Source organism: Nocardia sp. NPDC051570 (genome assembly GCF_044454005.1).
GTDB lineage: Bacteria > Actinomycetota > Actinomycetes > Mycobacteriales > Mycobacteriaceae > Nocardia.
In genome coordinates this window covers 1-19,813 of record NZ_JBITDI010000033.1, presented here as the reverse complement: position 1 = coordinate 19,813, position 19,813 = coordinate 1, and the positions used below count along the sequence as shown (strand labels likewise).

Genomic DNA, 19,813 nt, shown 5'->3' with positions numbered 1-19,813 from the left:
TGAGAAAGTGAGGTGAAAACCATGGCTGACGAAGAGAAACTGCGCAGCTATCTCAAACGCGCACTCACCGAGAACCGCGAGGCGCTCCGACGGATCCGCGAACTGGAATATGCGGCGACCGAGCCAGTTGCGGTGGTGGGTATGGCCTGCCGCCTACCGGGCGGTGTCGACTCACCGGATGCGCTCTGGGAGCTGCTGGTCGACGAGCGGGACGCGATCTCTGGCTTCCCCACCGACCGCGGCTGGGATATTTCGGAACTATACGACCCTTACCCTGGCAGAATTGGTAAGACCTACGTGGATAGCGGTGGGTTCCTCTACGACGCAACGGAATTCGACGCAGGCTTCTTCGGGATCTCGCCACGGGAGGCGTTGGCGATGGATCCGCAACAGCGGGTGCTGTTGGAAACCTCGTGGGAGGTTCTGGAACGGGCGGGGATCGATCCGGCGATATTGCGCGGTTCCCGTACTGGGATCTTCGTCGGATCGACCGGAACCGAGTACGCCACGGCCGCCAATGGCTGGCCCGCAGGGGTGGAGGGGTTCGTTGGTACCGGCAGCGCCGGGAGTGTGGTGTCGGGTCGGGTGTCGTATACGTTCGGTTTCGAGGGTCCGGCGGTGACGGTGGATACGGCGTGTTCGTCGTCGTTGGTGGCGTTGCATTTGGCGTGCCAGTCGTTGCGGTCGGGGGAGTCCACGCTGGCCTTGGCCGGCGGAATCGCCGTGATGGCGTCTCCGTTTCCGTTCGTCGACTTCTCGCGGCAGCGCGGCCTCGCGCCGGACGGTCGCTGCAAGTCGTTCGCCGAGTCTGCCGACGGCACGATCTGGGCAGAAGGGGCTGGTCTGCTGTTGCTGGAGCGGCTTTCCGATGCTCGTCGCAACGGACATCGGGTCTTTGCGCTCGTTCAGGGTTCGGCGGTCAATCAGGACGGTGCGTCCAACGGCCTTACCGCGCCCAACGGGCCATCCCAGCAGCGCGTCATCCGGGCTGCTTTGGCCAACGCCGGTATCGACCCGTCCGGTGTGGATGCGGTGGAGGCGCATGGTACGGGTACGACGTTGGGTGATCCGATTGAGGCGCAGGCGATTTTGGCGACCTACGGTAGGCGTTCGGCGGATCGGCCGTTGTGGTTGGGGTCGTTGAAGTCGAATATCGGGCATGCCCAGGCTGCGGCCGGGGTGGCGGGCGTGATCAAAATGATTTTGGCGATGCAGCACGAGATGCTGCCCAAGACTTTGCATGTGGATGCGCCGTCGTCGCATGTGGATTGGTCGAGTGGGTCGGTGGAGTTGCTGACGGAGTCTCGGACGTGGCCGCGGAATGGTCATCCGCGCCGCGCCGGGGTGTCCTCGTTCGGTGTCAGTGGCACCAACTCGCACGTCATCGTGGAAGAGGCGCCCCTCGAAACGGAGAACGTGTCGGAGGAGAGGAAACGGGAACTGTCCGTCGTTCCCTGGGTGTTGTCAGCGCGGGGCGATGCTGCACTGCGGGCGCAGGCACAGAAGCTCGCCGACCACCTCGACAGCAATCCTGAACAAAACCCGGCGGATATCGGCTACTCGCTGCTCACCACACGCACCACGCACAATAACCGCGCCGTTGTCTTGATCGAGAAGACCGGTCCCGAGATGCTGCGAACGTTTGCATGGGGCAGACCGGTCGCCGACGTCATTTCCGGATCACCCAGCCCTGGACCTCTCGGATTCCTGTTCACTGGGCAGGGTGCTCAGCGGATCGGAATGGGACGACAGCTCTACCGCGAGTTCCCCACGTACGTCACGGCTTTCGACGCGATCTGCGCCGAGTTCGCTGGGCGCCTGGAGCTGCCGTTGCTCGATGTCGTCCTCGGACAGTCCACCGAGGTCGATTCACTGAACCACACCGAATATGCCCAGGCGGGATTGTTCGCATTCGAGGTCGCGCTGGTGCGGCTGCTGGAGTCCTGGGGACTGCGCCCGGACGTGCTAGCGGGTCATTCGATCGGCGAAATCGCCGCCGCGCATGTGGCCGGGGTGTTTTCACTGCCCGACGCTGCCGCACTCGTCGCGGCGCGAGGAAGGCTGATGCAGCAGCTGCCCTCCGGCGGCGTCATGGTCGCAGTAGAGGCCATTGAGTCGGACGTGCGGCCGCTGGTGGACGAGTACCCAGACGACGTCGACTTGGCTGCGGTCAACGGTCCGGCGGCGGTCGTGGTGTCCGGGGCCGCGCGGCCGGTCGATCGGATCGTGGACCGGCTGCGCAGCGCAGGTCACCGAATCAGGTGGCTGACTGTCTCACACGCCTTCCACTCGCCGCTTGTCGAGCCCATGCTCGAGGAGTTCCGGACTGTAGCGAGGTCGCTGACCTATCGGGAACCGGAGCGCAGCGTGGTATCGGCAGTGACTGGGGAACTGGCGACCGGTGAACTCCTCTGTGACCCGGACTACTGGGTCCGGCACGCCAGGGCCACGGTACGGTTCGCTGACGTCGTCCAGACCCTCGACCAACAAGGGGTGCGGACCCTGATCGAGGTGGGTCCAGACGGCGTACTGTCCGCGCTCGTCCGTAACGGCACATCCCGCCCCGGCGCGGTCGCCGCCGTCCCGGCGGTGCGCAGCGATCGCGACGAGGTTCGCGGTGTATTGGCCGCGGCAGCCCAGGCGTACGTCCGCGGCAGCGAAATCGACTGGTCAGCGCTGTTCGCCGGAACCAGTGCGAGTCGGATCGACTTGCCCACCTACGCATTCCAGCGTTCCCGCTTCTGGCTGGACCCTGCGATTATCCGGGGCGAGGCGGACACGGTGCCACCCAACGCCGGGGTCCGTGATGCGACACCGCATTTGGCTAGGCAAGTCGCCCAGCTCGACGGCGAGGCCCGCCGCGACACCCTGCGGCGGGCGGTCGCCGAACGCGTCGCGGGGGTACTCGGCTCCACCGCTGACGCGGTAGGAGTCGAAACACCGCTCCTGGAACTGGGAATGACATCATTGACCGCCGTAGAGCTGTTCACCGCGCTCGCCGCCGACACCGGACTAGACCTGCCCACGACCCTCGTAATCGACCAGCCCACGTCCGCCGCCATCGCCGACTACCTCGGTGTGCTGCTCACCGACCCGCCGTCTACGCCTGAGATCCTGTCCGACGACCCACTCGCCAGCGTCTACATCGGACTGTGCCGGAACGAGGAATACGCCGCAGCGTCTGCGGTGCTGACCGCCGCGGCGATGGCCCGGCGTCGGTTCGGCGCGGCGGAGTTCGCCGACCATGCGATCGCGCCGGTGCGGTTGGCGACCGGTCCGGCCGACCCCATCGTGTGTTTCATGCCGACCAGCGCAATGTCGACCCCTTACGAATACTCTCGGTTCGGACGGTGCTTTGCCGGGGAACGCGAGGTAATCATCATACCTGCGCCCGGCTTCCGCGACGACGAACAGCTTCCCGACACCGCGGACGCCCTGCTCGACGTGTATGCGCGGACCGTGCTCGACACGGTCGGCGGGCGACCGTTCGCCTTGCTCGGCCGGTCGATGGGTGGCTGCATCTCTCATGCTGTCACCGCTCGGCTGGAGGAGCTCGGTGCCAGGCCCCACGGTTTGGTGCTGATCGACACCTTCCCGGTCGACACCCCGGGGGTGCCGGGCATGGACTGGTGGCTGCCTGCGATGGTGCAGGGCATGCTCGACCGCCTGGACCGCTTCGACTTTCCCCTTGACGGCACCAGGCTCACCGCGGTCGGCGCGTACTCCGCGATGTTCGAGTCCTGGCAGCCGGGCCCGGTCGCCACGCCCACCCTGCTGGTGCGTGCGGCGGAACCACTGCCGCAGGCGGGCGAACGTTGGCAGGCATTCTGGCCGCTGCCGCACGACGTGGTCGACGTGCCCGGCGACCACTTCACCGTCCTGGAACAGCATTCGAACAGCACGGCCGACGCAGTGCGGGCCTGGCTGCGCCCCTTGGGACGAGGGTGATGAGAGCCGAGACGGATACCCGCGGGGATGGGGTCGTGGTCGGCGCCGCGGAGCGACCGCTTTCTATACCGTTCCCGAAAGCCGAGATCGAACGCACTCTCCTCGAGCGAACTCGCGAACTCGGCGTGCGGCTGTACCGCAGCGGCCCGCCGGTGGAAGCCAGCATCGGCCGCACGCCGCCGGGTTTGCACTGTTCTGCGGGAAGAGGCTCCGGCACCCACGCGTGACGAGTGCGAGCAGCAGCTATGATAATAGAAATAGACTACCGTTAGTTCACTGGTTAACGATATGCGGGACGGTCATCCATGCAACCCCTACCGGAGTGCACTCGTGAGCAGTGGCAGCGCGCAAGGCCGGAGCTGGACACATCCTCGATGGATATCCTCGGTCCGCTCAAACGTGCACATGCGGTACTCGCGCTCGCGGTGGAACCGGTGTTCGACGGTGCGGAGATAACCTCACCCGAGCTTGACGTAATGTTGATCCTGCGTTATGCGGACCGGCCGGTTATCGCGCGGCAATTAGCCGAGCAGACCCACCGATCCCGCGCCGCCACCAGCAAGATTCTGGCGAAGCTCGAACGCCGCGCACTGCTCAGCCGCCGTCCCAGCACGTCCGATCGGCGTGCTTCGCTGGTCCAACTCACCGACCAGGGCCGGCAGGTGGTGGACGAACTGTTCCCCCGTCAGCTCGCGGTGGAGGCGCGGCTTCTGGGCGGGCTCGACGCCGAGCGGCGGGCGAAGATCGTCGAGGGACTGATGGAACTAGTCGCCGAGCTGGAGCGGATGAGCGCCGATCGATGGTCCTTCACTGCGGCACCAGTCGCCGCAGTAGGAGTCGACGCAGCCGGTGTTGTTCCGCAACGGTCCTCTGCCGCACGATAAAACCGTCAGCTCCGCACAGGGTCAGACGCGTTCATCGGTGGATCGCTCGGTTATGTCGATATCACTGGCCCAGCGCTGTCCTGGAATGGCATCGACCAGCTCCGCGGTGTAGGGGTGCTGGGGGTGCTCGAGGACGTCCTCGGTCGCACCGGTCTCAACCAGCCGACCGCGCCGCAACACCGCGATCCGATCACTGATCTGCCGCGCGACGGCGAGATCGTGGGTGATGAACAGGCAGCCGAGCCCGAACTCGGACTGCAACCGTGCGAGCAGCTCCAGGATGTGCGCCTGCACCGTGACGTCGAGCGCCGACACAGGCTCGTCGCACACAAGCAGGTCGGGTCGGAGCGCCAGCGCCCGAGCGATCACCACCCGCTGCCGCTGCCCGCCGGAGAGTTCCGCAGGTCTGCGGGACATTACATCGCAGGACAACTGCACGTGGTCGAGGAGTTCGGCGACCCGTTCCCGGCGCTCGCCCCGGGTTCCGACGCGGAACGCGCGCAAAGGCTCCGCCACAATGTCCGCAATGGACATCCGCGGATCCAGTGCGGCGCGAGCGTCCTGATAAACCAATTGCATCCGTCGCCGCAGAGTACGCCGCCGGCGGCCAGGTAGATCATCGACTCGCTCCCCATCCACCGCGATCACGCCGGACGTCGGTCGCTCCAGGCCGAGCACCAGTCGGCCAGTGGTGGACTTGCCCGACCCGGATTCGCCGACGAGGGCGAGGGTTTCGCCGCGGCAGAGGGAAAGGTCTATGCCGTCGACGACCCGCTGAAGACCGCCGCCGGGCAGCGGGAACTCCTTGACGAGGCCGTCCACGCGCAGGAGTTCCACCGCGTCGGCAGGTAGCGACGGCTCGCGCAACCGGGTGCTCGTCATGCCTGGGACGCTTGCGACGAGTACCCGGGTGTAGTGCTCGCGGGGAGCGGTCAGAACTTCTGCAGCAGATCCCTGCTCGACGACCCGTCCCGCCGACAACACGACGATCCGGTCCGCGCGATCCGCGGCGACGGCCAGATCGTGGGTCACCAACAGTACCGCGGTGCCCCGCGTACGGGTCAGTTCGCCGATCCGGTCCAGCACGAGACGTTGCGTGATCACGTCCAGCGCACTGGTCGGCTCGTCGGCTACGAGCAGTCGGGGGCGTGCGGCCATCGCGATGGCCAGCAGGACTCGTTGATGCATTCCGGCGGAGAGTTGGTGTGGGAACCGACGCGCCAGCACCAGGGGATCGGGCAGCCCGGTTTCGGCGAGCAGTTCCACCGCCCGGCCGGCCGCGGCTCGGCTGGGTACCACGTCATGGATCCGCAACACTTCTGCTACCTGGTCGCCGATGCGCTGCACGGGGTTCAACGACATCGACGCATCCTGCGGGACCAGCCCCAGGCGTAGACCACGAAGATCCCGCATGCGCTCGTTGGAGAGCGCCGTCAGCTCCGTGCCGGCGAAGGAGAGTTCCGCCGTCCGGACCGAGGCTGTCGGCGGCAACAGTCCCAGCGTGGAGAGGGCTATGGTGCTCTTCCCGGACCCGGATTCACCGACCAGCGCGACAACCTCGCCCGGCGCGACGATCAGGTCGACCCCGCGTACCGCCTGCGTCGTGCGCCAACCAGCGCCGTAATCGACGTGCAGATCTCGGATCGTCAGCAGGGTCTCGGTAGGCATTCTCACCCGGACGTACCTCGCGTTCGCTCCAGGGCTTGGGCGGTGCGGTTGACCGACAGCACCACGGCGGCGATCGTCAGCCCAGGCAGCGCACTCAACCACCAGCCCGATATCAGGTAGTCACGGCCGTCGGCGACGAGCGAACCCCACTCCGGCGTCGGCGGAGGGGCACCGAAGCCGAGGAAGCTCAACGCAGAAATCTGCAGCATGACGGCGCCGAACTCCAACACGGCCAGCACGAGCACCGGCCCCGCGGCATTGGGCACCACATGGCGGGCGAGCACTCCGGGCATGCGCATACCGGACACCCACGCGGCCTCCACGTAGGTCGAACCGCAGACCCGCAGAACCTCGGCGCGCATTACCCGTGCCAGCCGAACAACCATCGCGACGCCCACCGCAATCGCGATATTCGTGCCGCCGAATCCCAGGACAGTCACGACCCCCAACGAGAGCAGCATCGACGGTACCGCCAACAGCACGTCGACCAGCCGCATGAGCACGCGGTCGAGGAAGCCCCCGACGAAACCGGCGACCGCACCCACAACCGCACCGCACGCGGTCGCCAGCACCACTGAAAGGATCGTGGTGCGCATCGACAACGAAGCGCCGTAGACAATACGGGAGTACATGTCGCGGCCGAGCTGGTCGGTACCGAACACGTGCTCGCCGCCTGGTGGCCGAAGCCGTTCAGTGAGGTTGATCGCCAGCGGATCTTGGGCCGCGAACAGGCTGGGCGCAAAGGCCCAACCGAGCACGAGCAGAACGACCAATCCGGAGATCACGAGGCCAGGGCTGTTCGCCACGCTGCGCAGCACTGCCCGATACCGCGGTTCCGCGAACACGGCCTCGCTCACGCTTCCATCTCCCTCAGCCTGGAGCGGCTGACCACGCGCGGGTCGACCAGCGGGTGGACGAGGTCGACCAAGAGGTTGACCAGGACGAACACGAATGCCGCGAAGAGCACGACACCCAGCACCACTGGGACGTCCTGGTTGGCCACCGCCGTCGCTGTTAGCCGACCGATGCCGGCGCGGGAGAACACCGTTTCCACGGTGACCGTCTCGACGAGCAGGCTCCCGGCGATGAGACCGGTGGTCGTTATGGCTGGCATGGTCGCGTTGCGGAACGCATGTCGGAGCACAACCCGAGCCCGGCTGGCCCCTTTGGCCCGGGCGGTGTCCGCATAGGGCGCCGCCATCGCGGTCCGCAGGCTCCGCCCAAGAACCTGTGCTATCACTGCGGCGGTTGGCACCGCGATGGTGATCGCGGGCAACACGACGCTGCGTAAACCCTGGTCGCCGAACGCGGGCAGCACGCGCCACCGGAACGACACCAGGTGGATGAGCATGAGACCCAGCCAGAATGGAGGAACCGAGATCGCCATGGCGGGCGTTTGAAGCAGCGCCCGGCGCAGCGGCTTCCACTCGGCGTAGGCGGCGGCTAGCGCCAACGCCGTGCCGAACACCACCGCAAGTACCAAGCCCGCGACCGCGATCGAAGCAGTGTTCGGCAGAGCATGTCCGACCATATCCGCCACCGGAGCGCCGGTCTGGACGGAGATGCCGAGATTACCGTGGAGCGCGTGCCACAGTAGCCGGAGGTATTGCTGCCACCACGGGCCGTCGAGGCCGAACTGTGCACGTAACTGCTGCACCTCAATGGGGTCCACTGTTGCATGTTCCAGACCTTGCACCTTGATCGCCACGGCGTCGCTTGGAAGGACGTACAGCAGGCCGAAGCTTGCGGTGAACGCCGCCCATAGCACGAAGAGTGCGGAGAGGATCTTCTCTAGCAGGTAACGCAACATGTCAACCCTCCCTGGTGGCGGTCCACGTGTCGTAGAGCTTGAGTCGGGACGAGCCGTCGAAGGCAGGTTGGTGGGTAGTGTTGCTGAACGCCACTACCTGGTTCAACTCGCACACTGGAATCGAGGCCGCCTGACCGACGATATCGTCGAGCGCCGCACGGACGGCGGCCTGCCGCCTGACTGGATCGATGGCGGTGGCCTGCGCTTCGAGTAGGTCATCCAATGGTCCCGGCCGCAACCGGCCGGGGTTGCGTGAGCGAGTGGAGAAGGTCATGCGCAGCACGTCCGGATCAGCGCGCGTCAGGTTCACCAGGGTGAGGTCGAAATCGCCTGACGCCTGCGCTGCGATGGCCCCCCCGACGGTGAGCTGCCGTAGGCGCAGCTCTACACCGATGCCTCGCAACTGCTGCTGGATGAGCAGAAGGATGTTCTGGCTCGACACGATGTCCGCGGTGAAGATCACGTCGATCGACAGCCGGTGACCGTCCTTGACACGAATCCCGTCCGGGCCTCGACGCCATCCCGCCGCTTCTAGTAATTGCTGCGCCGTTGTGGGGTCGTGACGAAGCTGCCCGTTCTCAGACACGAAGAACGGTGTCGAGGCGGCGAGCACCCCCGTGGCCGGGTGATAGCGGGGGCTGAGGAGAGCATCGACGATCTGCTGACGATCGAGTCCGTGCTGGATGGCTCGACGGACCGCGGCCTCACTCAGCACCGGACGCGCCATATTGGGGAGCAGGGTGATCGGGATTCCGGGATTGGAGCGAGTCATCAGGTGGAAGCCGTTGCCGTCGAACACCGCTTCGTCTTGCGGTGGGATGTCGGTAGCGAGGTCGAGTTCTCCGGAGACCAGGGCGCCCGAACGGACACCGGACTCAGAGATGACGGGAAATCGGATCCGATCGAGATATGCGGGTCCGATATGCCGTGCAAGCATGGACGGCCAGTCGTAGTGGTCCCGCCTGCGTAGCGTCACCTCCTGGTCGGGGGTGTAGCTCTGGAGAACGAACGGGCCCGACCCGATCAGCCGGGTGCCCTGACAGCGTTGTTCCGGGCTGGCGGCGAACGCCGCAGGGGCTAGCAGGCCAAGAGTCGGGGTGGATGTGGCCTGGAGAAACTGCGCCGTCGGGGCGGCGAAATCAACTCGAACCGTGGTCGGGTCGAGCACGGTCGCGCCGGTATAGTCGGCCAGATAAGTGGCGCCGACCTGGGATTTTGCCCCCAGCGCGGCGATTGCGTAAAGGTTCGTTCGGACTGCAGCGGCGTCGAGCGGGGTTCCATCGCTGAACGTGACGCCGGGGCGGAGGTGGAAGGTGAAGCTGCGTGCATCCGGACTGACCTCCCAGTGGCTCGCGAGCCACGGGTGCAGCGCCCCGGTGACCGGGTCCTGGTCAGTCAGTGAGTCGACCAGCTGACGGCCGACGGTCAGGCTGGCCGCGGTCCCACTTTGCTGCGGGTCAAGGCAGTCGGGATTGCCTGAGAGCCCGACCCGCAAAGTCCCGCCCGGCTGCAGAGGCCCCGCGGCCACTTCGGGCGTCATGGAGGTGCTGCCGCAGACAGCTAGAAATGCCGCGACGATTGCCAGCGCGCCGAGACACCCGCTCGCTCCGCGACCAGGGATAGCGCTGTTCCGCTTACCTAGCAAGGTCTCTCCCTTTTTGAAGGATGGTCACGTATCTCGCCGCGGGAGCTACTGCTGTCCGTAAGTTCGGAGGGCGGTATTTATCCAATATGAGGCGTCTGGCAGGGGTCGTAGGGGTTCGCTGGGCAATGGTTGGCTGGGCCGAGGAGGCGCGCACGCCGCAGCGACGGTCATGCAGCAGATCCGCCCCCGATTCAGCGGGTGCGCCGGTAGCTGACGGCACTTCCGGTGGGAATCAACCGGCCAGGTCGGCTCGGGAGAGCCGCAGTTGTTTCGGTAGGTCCCGTCGGCCCCGCACGCCGAGCTTCCGATAGGCGTGGGTTAGGTGTTGCTCGACAGTACTGACCGTTATGAACAGCCTCCTGGCGATGTGGTGGTTGGTGTGTCCTCGAGCGGCCAGCGCGGCGACCCGTAACTCGGCCTGACTGAGCGTGTCGAGGCGCCCGGCCTGCGGCTGGATCACCGGTGCCGAGGCTGTTCCTTGCATCTGACGAGTCGATGTTTCGATCTCGACGAGGGTATGTAGGGGAGCCTGGCCCGTCTGTGCGACGGGACCGAGCCGACGCGTATCGTTGAGTTGACTTATCGCAGCAGACAACTCGTGACGTACTCTGGTTTGGCGCAGTAGTGCGACCGCCTCCTCGATTATCGGCAAGCGGTCGGACCGCGTCCGAGTTGTCGCGAGTAATCGAAGCGCGATGCCGCGCAGGCCGCGGAACCGGGGCGCGGTCATCGCGAGTTGTTCCTCGAGGAACTTCTCGGCCTCGGCATGTTCTCCCATACGCAGGTAGGCGCGAGCAAGGTCGGCCCGCCAGGGCAGAACCTGTGGCGAGTCCAGCCGCCACCGCACCATGCGATCACCACAAGCCCGAAAGTCGTCAATAGCCAGCTGCGGGCGGTCCCTGGCGAGGTAATAGTGCCCTCGAGCGTGCCAGTAATACAGTCCGTATCGACATTGGAACATCACGTCTGGAACCGGTTGGCGCAGTAGGTCGGCGGCTTGTTCATACTCGCCGAGTGCCGTGGCGGCCAGCACGAAGGTCGCCATCGGGCGCCCGATGGTCACGCCCCACCCTAGAGCGGGCAGGCGTTCGAGCGCCGCGGAGGCGCTTTTCAGCGCACCAGCGAAGTCCCCCTCGCTGAGCGAAATTTCCGCGCTGATGTTGTGCAGCGCGGCGATCCACGTGGTGACCCCGAGCTCGGAGGCCCTCGCAAGCAACCTGTCGCACCATACGCGGGCCAGGTCCGTGCGGTCCGCTTGGATCAGGGTGCTCAGGGCCGTGCTCAGTGGGGAAAAGGTCGAGCTACGCAGATCCCAGTTCTCCAGAAGCCGTTCCGCACCGCCAACCAGGTCCGCGTCGTCACCGTAGAGCAACGCGGAGGTCAGCAACGCGGCCTGCACTCCCGGGCTGGCGGTGATCTCGGCCGAGGTGATCTGGGCGTCGTCGCAGGCCAGTAGCGATGGATCAGCTTCCAGCAGGACGGGGTAGGTGTATTTCACCCACATCTCGAGCACGTGGTGTTCGAGGTTGCGACCCTCATCGAGGTGCTTCGGGCATGTGTCCCAGTAACTGAGCAACCTCTGCGTATCGGCATAGCGCCCGCACCACAACAGCCTGCCGACGATCCGCGCGAGTTCCTGTCGACGCAGGTGCCCGTTGGCAGCGAGGTCGACGAGTTCGGTGAGCCGACGCATCGCAGTGGGAGGATCGATTTGCCACTCCGCATCGGCCAACAAGGCCAGCATCATCGCCCCCTGCCGTTCGTGGGTCGACTCGCGGTGGGCCACAGTGAGCACGGTAACCGCTTCTTCGGGCCGACCGGAGTCCAGTTCCTGCACGCCCGCCTCGTGCAGGATCGGAACCGCCCATGCTGGGAGCGGGGAATCGGCTAACAGCAGATGTTTTGCCACGACATCGCACGTCGCGCCGGAGTCGTGCAGGCATTCGGCGACGCGCAGATGTAGTTCGGCCCGCTGCTCGGTCGAAACAGCGTGCAGCACGGTCGCTTTCGCGACCGGATCACGGAAACGGAATCCGTACAGCAGGCCCGTCTGGTCGAGCACGGACAAGTTCGGGATTGCTGGCGAGGCTTCGCTGCGCAGTAGCGACTCAATTAGATGCGATGGCATATCCGCACCGACAGTAGCCAGCAGGCGTGCCGTGTCGATGACTTGCTGCTCACATCGGTACAGGCATGTCAGTACCGCGTCTGCGAACGCTTCATTCGGATTTGTCGCGAACATGGCGCGTGTAGTCGAGTTGCGGGCGCGCTTGTGGTCTTCCAGCAAGGCGGTCAGCAGCAATGGATTTCCACCACTGCGGCTCCACAACTGCTCGGTGATCTCGTCGTCGACGATGTCGAAGGTTGCTGCCAGCTGGACGGCTCCGGAAATGTTCAGTGGGCCGACCCGAGTCCGGTGACAGTTCGGCAAACTCAGTAGTTCGGTGCTCAGCCGTGGATGCGCGATGCGGAGGTGAGGCTGGTTTCCAAGAACCATAACGACACGTGCTCTGGAAAGGCGCCGTGCCAGGAAAGACAGACACTGTGCCGACTGCTCGTCGGCGTACTGGACGTCGTCGACGAGTATGACGATGGTGCGATGGGCGGCCAGCCCGGAAATCCAGTTCCATAATCGCCGAGCTACGGTTGCATACCCGGTGGTTTCGTATTGAGACGAGGCATGGCCGGAGGTCGAGAGACAATGAAGGTCAGAATTCTCAGGGTGTCCCGTCTCCGCCGACGTCCACAGCTGAGCCACCAGCTCGAACGGCAGGTCTCGCTCGCTCTCCGAGCCGAAAGTGCGCAGGACGATCGCACCGGCAGCCGCGACCCGAGTGGCGACCTCCTGTAACAGTGTGGTGACCCCACACCCGGCGGGGCCATTGACTAGCACGAGACTGCCCCGGTCGGTACCGGAATCTTGAATTAATCGCTCGATAAGACCAAGTTGTTCATCCCGCTGGACCAATGCCACATCCGCCCCCTTTTGCTGACCGTTGATGCTAATCGGCTATGGCCGTTGACGCGGTGCCTATCCGCTACCCTCGCCGATCGAACTAGTTCCAAACAGAACTTACTACAAGTTGTCCTTATGTCGATAGAAAATTCTGTCTCGCGTGGCCGATTTTCGCTAAGTACCTGATGGAAGGCGGGCTCACTCCCAACTGTTCCGACAGTTTTCTGAGCTGCATCGCAGCATCCTCGTCTTCATGCTGTCGTGCGATACGTCGATGACAGCGAGTGCAACAGTTTCATCTGATCATGGAGTGATCCTGTGCCGATATTCTCGCCGACCGGATATGCGCTCAACAAAAGCAGGGCATCCTGGCACTCGATCACTCGACGGTATTTCCGATACGAGATGTCGATGCGATCCCGTAGCCCGTGCAGTCCGCGCTCCGGCGGCAGTACAACCTGCGGAAACTCTGTGGTGAGCGATTTCCAGACCGGCCCAAGGCGTCGGAAATTCTGCAGATCGTCGTACGACCGTCGAATCGCCGCCGAAATGCGCCACAGGGTCGTGAAATGCAGGCCGAGCACGAAGGTGAGCAACGCCGTTTGGGTGAAAATGAAATTGAGCTTGCCATACCAGATGAACCAGCCACTTGGCGTGTGCTGTACGGCCACGAGAACCAGGCGATTGATGCAGGTGACGGCGTACACGGCCATTCCGATCGCACCCACGCCGAGACTGATTGCGACGTGACCGTGCACAATTCGTGTGATTCGCATACAGGCGATCGCGGATGCCGTCGAGCAGCAGAGAAAGAATAGATTTCCGATAATATAGATGCTGACGATCTTCCAATTACCGGTGTATTGTTCCTGCAGCGGGTTGGTGCGCTGTGTGGGCGGTGTCGTCGCCATCAGCACGGCCAGGAGGGCGCTGACCACGCATGCGGACGCGAAGAGTCGACTGCGCCACCATGGATCGGCGCGACTGTGCCGCAGTGGTCGCCATAGATACTCGGCAAGTAGTGCCAGGCTGATGGACGCACCGGTATCCATCGTGATCGTTGCCACGCCGGGAATGTTCTCGAACGGAATCGTCTGGCGGAGAGGGGGGATGCCCGCCAGGGTGGCGACAGTGAAGCTGCTCAACGAGGCCATCAACATTGTCGTGCGTTGGTTGCGCTGCGGTCTCAAGCGCAATTCGACGATCTTCACCACCAGGGCGACGCAGAAAAATCCGGACAGATAATACTGGAGGATGGCGGCCATGTCGGATCAGCTCCCGGCGAAGTATCTGTGCACGTCCCACTCGATCCGTGGTTCGAGGAGGTCGTCGGTCAGTTGCTCGGCGAAAGCGACGGCAAGCAGCTCGGCCTCCCGCTCCGAGGTGGTGTCGTAGGCCGATCGGAAGCGTAGGGTCGCACCCTCGGTGGCGACGCCGTTGAGTACGGGGAGCTCCGGTTCGTAGCCCGGCAGCGTTTCTCCTTCGTGCTCGCACAGAATATGGGCAAGTTCATGCAGCACGATGTGATCGCGGTGGCTGCGGGTAGCCAGCTCCTGCACGACCACGACGTCGTCGCACTCGCGGGCGATCCAGACTCCCATGGGGCCCGGAATCGGTAGTCGCCATTCAACGACGCGAATTGGCCGGGCCCGCAGCGAACTCATCTGGTCGCACAGTTCGTAGGCGCTCGCATACGGCTCGAGCCGCAGCGAGCGGACGTATCTTCGGCATGTCTGCATATTCGGGAATCGAGCGATGGTCATTTCTTTCCGTCCATCATGTCGAGAATCGCGATGAGCTGGCTCCGTAATTCCGGCGTCATTTTTCCGGCACGCATCGCAATCTGCCGAACCTGCTGGTCCGCCAACGGCGAGAGCTCTTTGTTTGCGAGCGTCGAATCCTTCGGCCCGGGAACGCCCGACGCGAGCCAATCAACACTGATTTCCGGATATCCCTCGGGCCGACGGTCGTTGAAGAACCGAACGAGTGCGATGACCACGGCTATGGACGGGTTCGAGTAGCGTCCGGACCGGAGCATCCCGAGGTAGCTGCGGGACAGCTTGACGTGGTATGTGTCGTCGGACTGGCTGATCAGGTCAGCGACCTCGCCGGTGCTGAAATTGCGCCACCGGTTCTGAGCATCGTGGTAACCCGCTATCGAGAATAGGTAGTCGAGCCGATCCGCAAAGGTTTCACCACCGCCATTCGATTCCACTCAATCGCTCCGTTCGCCGAGGCCTTCGATGGTGGGCAGTTGCCGATTCGGACCGCCGGCAGGCGTAGGTCGTAGCTGGCACCGAGTGTACGAATGGTCAACTGCCGCCAGTATACTAGCAGGCATGGGTTGTCGTTCGGCCTGGGAGCTCTGGACTGACTGTGCGTACCTGGCCGCGTCGGCCGGTCTGAGCGTCCCCGGCAGTCCCGCAGTCGTGTTGTCACCGAAGTGTTCTCGGCGAGAGGTCGCCGCCAGCGCCGAAGTAACCTGGGGCCGCGCGAGCGCACAGCGCAGCAGGGCCCCGCTCCGCATTGTGCAGCCGAGCTCGCGCAGCCTTTCGGTCGACGGCGACGCGAGCAGCTCGCCCTCACCGAACGGGCGCATAACCGGCACGCCAATGCCGCGTGAAGAACGCGAACGACAGGCATGAAACGCGGATGACCATCGACGACTTCCTTCCGAGTTGCCCGGCGCGAACGGGTAGTAGGGATTGACGTCGTTGTCAGGTCATGTCGTGCGTCGTGGAACCCACCCGGGTACGCAAGGAACCGAAGCGTCCTGTGTGATCCACGGGCACTGTAGGACCCTACATCGAACGTCGGCGCGAGATGTGGTGTGGCGCATTCGATCTGGGGATGATCTGAAGGCTAGTGCCCATCCGTGGAGTGCGGGATGGTTTCAGGCCGCCCTCGGTGATGCAGATCACATGGAGTTACCTCCTGCCGGTATCGGCTCAGTGCCAGTATGCTGTCAGCAAGACTAGTAAACGCTTCACTTCTGAGGGTGGGCCCATGGGTGATCTTCCTTTGGACAGCTCGGCTCCTGGTCCCGCCATGGCGCTGTTGACGAATCTACGTTGGGCTGAGCAGCTTTCGTCGGGTTCCCGGGCGGCGATACGACATGCAGCTGTGGGTCACGGTGCTCAAATTGCTGCTCGCGCAAAGATTTTAGGTGAGCGGCTGTGGATCGGCGACGGTGCCTGGATCGGTGTCGGTCCGCGCATCGCGCCCGGAGTCGGCAAAGCGAACTCGCCATCGCGGGCGCTGGCTCCGAGGTGCGCGATCATGTTGCGGCACAGTCGATCAGCTACAGGCGGCCCGCCGCAGCCAGGAGCGGATCGCGACGCGATTCGAGAACGGTGATGGCATGCGAGAGCATGCTGGCGATCGTACGAAAGTGTGAGCAACACGATACGACAAGGCTGCTAAACGGACCACCGGCCGATGCGGACGGTTATTTTGATTGCATGGCAACGTCCGGCGTGGACGTGACTTAATCGGACGTATCTACTTCACGGATAGCTACACGAGTAGGAGTAACAGAATGCGGTTTCGCATGCTTGGTAACTTGGAAGTGCATTCAGTAGTCGAGGGTTTGAGGCCATGTCGAAATGGAGTAGCCACGACCGGAACCGGTATGCCTCCAGGAGTCGAGTTGGTTCGGTCGTCATCGCCGGATCCTCGCATATTCGGCTACGTGGGTGCGCTGGGCGGGTGGCGATAACCGGAGGTGTCCCTTCGCATTTGAACCATGCGGTAGCTCGTATCGCCATACTGTATGCAGCCCATTAAGCCAGACTTGTGAACGAGCTCGATGGTGGCTGGGGTATGTGAAATGGTTTGCATGCATCTGCCGGCGGAGATTCCGGCGATGAAACTTGCGTATCGGCTGCGTGTTTGATCCACCTTATTCTCGGCTTTTTGAATGATAGCTTTAGGTATATCGATCAATGTGCGTGAAATCTGGGGGAATGATGCCACTGTTAGAGCGGCGCGAGCATCTGAAACAACTACGCAGAATATTGGCGGAATGCTCGAAGGGATACGGCCGCCTCGTCCTACTCGGTGGTTGTCCCGGCACCGGAAAAACCGGGCTGTTGCATGAGTTCTGCCGTGAGGTCGCGCAGCAAGACGTCCGATTGCTGTTCGCAGCGGGATCGGAGACCGAACGGGCGCGACCGCTGATGTCGGCCCGGCAGTTGCTGCGAGATGTCGAGGCGGCTCTGCCGTTACTGGACAGGCTGGGTGAGGGGCCTGATGACGCCCCGATACTGCACGATATCTGGGCGGCAATCGTGGAATTCGCGGAGGAGTCACCGGTCGTTATCGTCGTCGATGACCTCCACCTGATCGACGACCGATCGGCGTCGGTGGTTGAATTCCTGGTCCGCCGCGCCAGTACTCATCCGGTGATGATCGTGGCCACCGGGCGTGAACCGCAGCGGCAGCCACACGACCGTATACAGCTGGCACCGTTGTCGGAAGGCGGTGTGGCAGAACTGCTCTCGTGGATCACCGGCCGCGAGGTAAGCCCGGAAGTGGCCGTAGCATATCACCGGACGACCGGTGGCAATCCGATGATGATCCACGCCCTGTTCGCCGACGATCACTTCGGTGGTGCGGGGGACGGCTGTGTTCCCACGGCCGGTGCGACCTACCGCCAGGCGATACTGACCTATGTGCATCGCGCGGAACCACAGCAGGCACGGGTGGCCCGTGCGATCGCGGTCCTCGGCGAACTCGCCTCGGTCCGTCGCGTGGCTGCGCTGGTCGGAATGCCGCCCGCTGCGGTCGAGTCCGCGGTCGACGAACTGACCGCGGGCGGACTCGTCGAGAATCTCCGCTTCCGCGATTCGACGGCGGTGTCCGCCCTGTGCGGTGATCTGGAACCCGTCGAGCGAACGTCTCTGCACGGTCGGGCCGCGCGTCTGTTGTTTCTCGAGGGGCGAGAATCCACGGAAATAGCCGAGCATCTCTGCAGCGCCGACGATGTAGCGCAGAAGTGGGGACTGGCGGCCTTGCGGCAGGCAGCCGCCGACGCCGCAGTCGTTGATGACGTGGATCGGGCGATGAGGTACCTGAATCTCGCTCTGCGCTACTGTGACGACGAGCAGGTGCGTCATGAGATCAGCCTGGCCATCGCTCGAGTGGAGTGGCGAGGTAACCCGGCGGCGGCCCTACGCCAGATTGGCCTGCTGGCTATCGATGTGCGGTCCGGTGGGCTTGATGGCCGTGATACCGCCACTGTCATCGCTCACCTGATGTGGCAGGGCGATCTGGCCGCTGCGTCAGAATGTCTTGCCGCCATGCCGCTTTCATGGTTGGCGGCTAATCCGCGCGTTGTCGCGGAGCTCACGTTCGTTCGGCATTGGTTTTACGGAGTCGTCAGCGCACCCCCCAAACACTTCCCGAAGAACTCGGCAGCCGCAGGGCTGGCCAGGCTTGTCGCCGACGGGCTGTGGCCCAAGACGGTTGCACTGGTGGGCGGGGTCGCCACCGAGGAGACCGTGACCGATCTTGCCCACGTGCTCCGCAGCAGTCGACTCGATGAGATGTCGCTGGAAATCGCCGCAACGGCGCTGCTCGTCCTGACCGTCGTCGATCACGGAGACATCTCGGCCGAACTGTGCAACGAACTCGTCGCCGAAGCCGAACGCCGGAGGTTCACCACTTGGCAGGCTCTGCTGAGCAGCATCCGCGGTGAGATCGCGCTCCTGCAGGGCGATGTCGCACTCGCTGAGGAGAAAGCCGTTGCGGCGCTGGATATGATGAGTGCCGAGAGCTGGGGCGTGCTGATCGGCTTGCCGCTGTCCACCGCGATCCACGCCCGCGCCGCGCTGGGCAGGTACACCGCGGCCGCGGCGCTGCTGAACAGGCGGGTTCCCGAGTCGATGTTCCGGACCGTATTCGGCGCCAGGTACCTGCGCGCCAGGGGCGATCTTTTCCTCACGACTGACCGAGCATCGGCCGCGGTCAACGATTTCGAGACGTGCGGCCAGCTGATGCGGGACAAGAACCCGGCGATGCAGACACTGGTGCCGTGGCGGATCGATCTCGCGTACGCCCACATTGTCATGGGCAGAGCCGATCAGGCGAAGAAGCTGGCCGAGAAGCAATTGGAGCTGACGAACGGGCTTGGCTCGCAGCTCAAGGCGGCGTCGCTGCGGGCGTTGGCGGCGTCGTTGACCGGTCAGCCCCGAAGCAGCGCCGCGGCACTGCGCGAGGCCATCCAGTTGTTTGAAGCATCCGGCGACAACCTGGGAATGGCCAGGGCGCTGGCGGACCTGTCGATGGTGTACCACGAACTGGGTGAGTTCGATCAGGCGCGGCTGGTGGCGGAGCAGTGTGCCGAGAAGGCCGAACAGTGCCGGATCGACATACCGACGGCCTATCGTTCGGTCGGATCGACCTCGATCGACACCGAGAATCTCGACGCCGGTCAGGTGCTCAGTGATGCGGAGAAACGCGTTGCTGCACTGGCCGCGATCGGTTATACGAATCGCGAGATCAGTGAGCGGCTTCACCTCACCGTCAGCACGGTCGAACAACATCTCACTCGCAGCTACAAAAAGCTCGGGGTGTCCCGGCGTTCGGAATTGCCGGCGAAAGTCCGCCAACACCAAATTCCGATACTGACCGACGCGCGCAGCAGGGCGGCGCGGCATCGGGACACCGACGGAGTCGGGACGTTGCAGGCGGTCGGCGATTCTGCGCGTCGCGTGTGGTCTCGTGTGTGACCCACAGTTATGAGTGGCCCGAACCTCGGCCGGGTTCACGGTCAGTGTGCGCCGACGAATTCATACACGTCGCGTCTTACAGAGACTGAATTCGTGATGTCGCCGGGCTTGACGCTGTTGCGGGCTGGGTGGAGTACACCTGTTGGATGAGGTATCCGCAAGGCGGTGGAT

Annotated in this window: 12 protein-coding genes and 1 pseudogene; 4 read left to right on the top strand and 9 right to left on the bottom strand. The window is 64.1% G+C overall.

Annotated elements, in window-relative coordinates:
* Positions 1–21: 21 nt before the first annotated feature.
* Complete coding sequence (locus ACIA76_RS41680) at positions 22–3,948, top strand: type I polyketide synthase (RefSeq protein WP_397160802.1); 3,927 nt, start codon at positions 22–24, stop codon at positions 3,946–3,948.
* A 434-nt stretch (positions 3,949–4,382) separates the two neighbouring features.
* Entirely contained in the window at positions 4,383–4,832 is a 450-nt protein-coding gene (locus ACIA76_RS41675; protein WP_397160800.1) for a MarR family winged helix-turn-helix transcriptional regulator, read from the top strand.
* Between the two features lie 21 nt (positions 4,833–4,853).
* On the opposite strand, the gene nikE is transcribed toward ACIA76_RS41675, so the two are convergent.
* The 8 genes from nikE to ACIA76_RS41635 form a co-directional block, all read right to left on the bottom strand.
* The gene (gene nikE / locus ACIA76_RS41670; protein WP_397160829.1) at positions 4,854–6,500 is read right to left on the bottom strand and encodes a nickel ABC transporter ATP-binding protein NikE; all 1,647 of its coding nucleotides are present in this window, start codon (positions 6,498–6,500) and stop codon (positions 4,854–4,856) included.
* Between the two features lie 2 nt (positions 6,501–6,502).
* On the bottom strand, positions 6,503–7,318 hold the full coding sequence (locus ACIA76_RS41665) for an ABC transporter permease (protein WP_397160798.1): 816 nt from the start codon (positions 7,316–7,318) through the stop codon (positions 6,503–6,505).
* 35 nt (positions 7,319–7,353) lie between these two features.
* Entirely contained in the window at positions 7,354–8,310 is a 957-nt protein-coding gene (locus ACIA76_RS41660) for an ABC transporter permease (RefSeq protein WP_397160796.1), read from the bottom strand.
* A gap of 1 nt (position 8,311) precedes the next feature.
* The gene (locus ACIA76_RS41655; protein WP_397160794.1) at positions 8,312–9,850 is read right to left on the bottom strand and encodes an ABC transporter substrate-binding protein; all 1,539 of its coding nucleotides are present in this window, start codon (positions 9,848–9,850) and stop codon (positions 8,312–8,314) included.
* Positions 9,851–10,187: 337 nt separating this feature from the next.
* On the bottom strand, positions 10,188–12,929 hold the full coding sequence (locus tag ACIA76_RS41650; RefSeq protein ID WP_397160792.1) for an ATP-binding protein: 2,742 nt from the start codon (positions 12,927–12,929) through the stop codon (positions 10,188–10,190).
* A 233-nt stretch (positions 12,930–13,162) separates the two neighbouring features.
* The gene (locus ACIA76_RS41645; RefSeq protein ID WP_397160790.1) at positions 13,163–14,176 is read right to left on the bottom strand and encodes an MAB_1171c family putative transporter; all 1,014 of its coding nucleotides are present in this window, start codon (positions 14,174–14,176) and stop codon (positions 13,163–13,165) included.
* A 6-nt stretch (positions 14,177–14,182) separates the two neighbouring features.
* The gene (locus tag ACIA76_RS41640) at positions 14,183–14,674 is read right to left on the bottom strand and encodes a hypothetical protein (RefSeq protein WP_397160788.1); all 492 of its coding nucleotides are present in this window, start codon (positions 14,672–14,674) and stop codon (positions 14,183–14,185) included.
* Positions 14,671–15,126 carry a hypothetical protein gene (locus tag ACIA76_RS41635; RefSeq protein ID WP_397160786.1) on the bottom strand — a complete coding sequence of 152 codons (456 nt, stop codon included), beginning with the start codon at positions 15,124–15,126 and terminating at the stop codon, positions 14,671–14,673. Before ACIA76_RS41635 ends, ACIA76_RS41640 begins: the two co-directional genes overlap by 4 nt.
* Positions 15,127–16,855: 1,729 nt before the next feature.
* On the opposite strand from ACIA76_RS41635, the pseudogene ACIA76_RS41630 reads away from it, so the two are divergent.
* Positions 16,856–17,278, top strand: a pseudogene (locus ACIA76_RS41630) (ATP-binding protein); the annotation flags it as partial.
* Here ACIA76_RS41630 and ACIA76_RS41625 read toward each other — a convergent pair.
* The gene (locus tag ACIA76_RS41625; RefSeq protein ID WP_397160832.1) at positions 17,219–17,590 is read right to left on the bottom strand and encodes a hypothetical protein; all 372 of its coding nucleotides are present in this window, start codon (positions 17,588–17,590) and stop codon (positions 17,219–17,221) included. The pseudogene ACIA76_RS41630 and the gene ACIA76_RS41625 overlap by 60 nt on opposite strands.
* A 24-nt stretch (positions 17,591–17,614) precedes the next feature.
* On the opposite strand from ACIA76_RS41625, the gene ACIA76_RS41620 reads away from it, so the two are divergent.
* Positions 17,615–19,642: a LuxR C-terminal-related transcriptional regulator gene (locus tag ACIA76_RS41620; RefSeq protein ID WP_397160827.1), complete on the top strand. Its 2,028-nt coding sequence runs from the start codon at positions 17,615–17,617 to the stop codon at positions 19,640–19,642.
* The last annotated feature ends 171 nt before the right edge of the window (positions 19,643–19,813 follow it).

Bases quoted from the DNA above. Each gene is read 5' to 3' on its own strand.
- ACIA76_RS41680 (WP_397160802.1), top strand. From the start codon at position 22: ATGGCTGACGAAGAGAAACTGCGCAGCTATCTCAAACGCGCACTCACC.
- nikE (WP_397160829.1), bottom strand. From the start codon at position 6,500: ATGCCTACCGAGACCCTGCTGACGATCCGAGATCTGCACGTCGATTAC.
- ACIA76_RS41660 (WP_397160796.1), bottom strand. From the start codon at position 8,310: ATGTTGCGTTACCTGCTAGAGAAGATCCTCTCCGCACTCTTCGTGCTA.
- ACIA76_RS41655 (WP_397160794.1), bottom strand. From the start codon at position 9,850: ATGACGCCCGAAGTGGCCGCGGGGCCTCTGCAGCCGGGCGGGACTTTG.
- ACIA76_RS41645 (WP_397160790.1), bottom strand. From the start codon at position 14,176: ATGGCCGCCATCCTCCAGTATTATCTGTCCGGATTTTTCTGCGTCGCC.
- ACIA76_RS41640 (WP_397160788.1), bottom strand. From the start codon at position 14,674: ATGACCATCGCTCGATTCCCGAATATGCAGACATGCCGAAGATACGTC.
- ACIA76_RS41625 (WP_397160832.1), bottom strand. From the start codon at position 17,590: ATGCACATAGGTCAGTATCGCCTGGCGGTAGGTCGCACCGGCCGTGGG.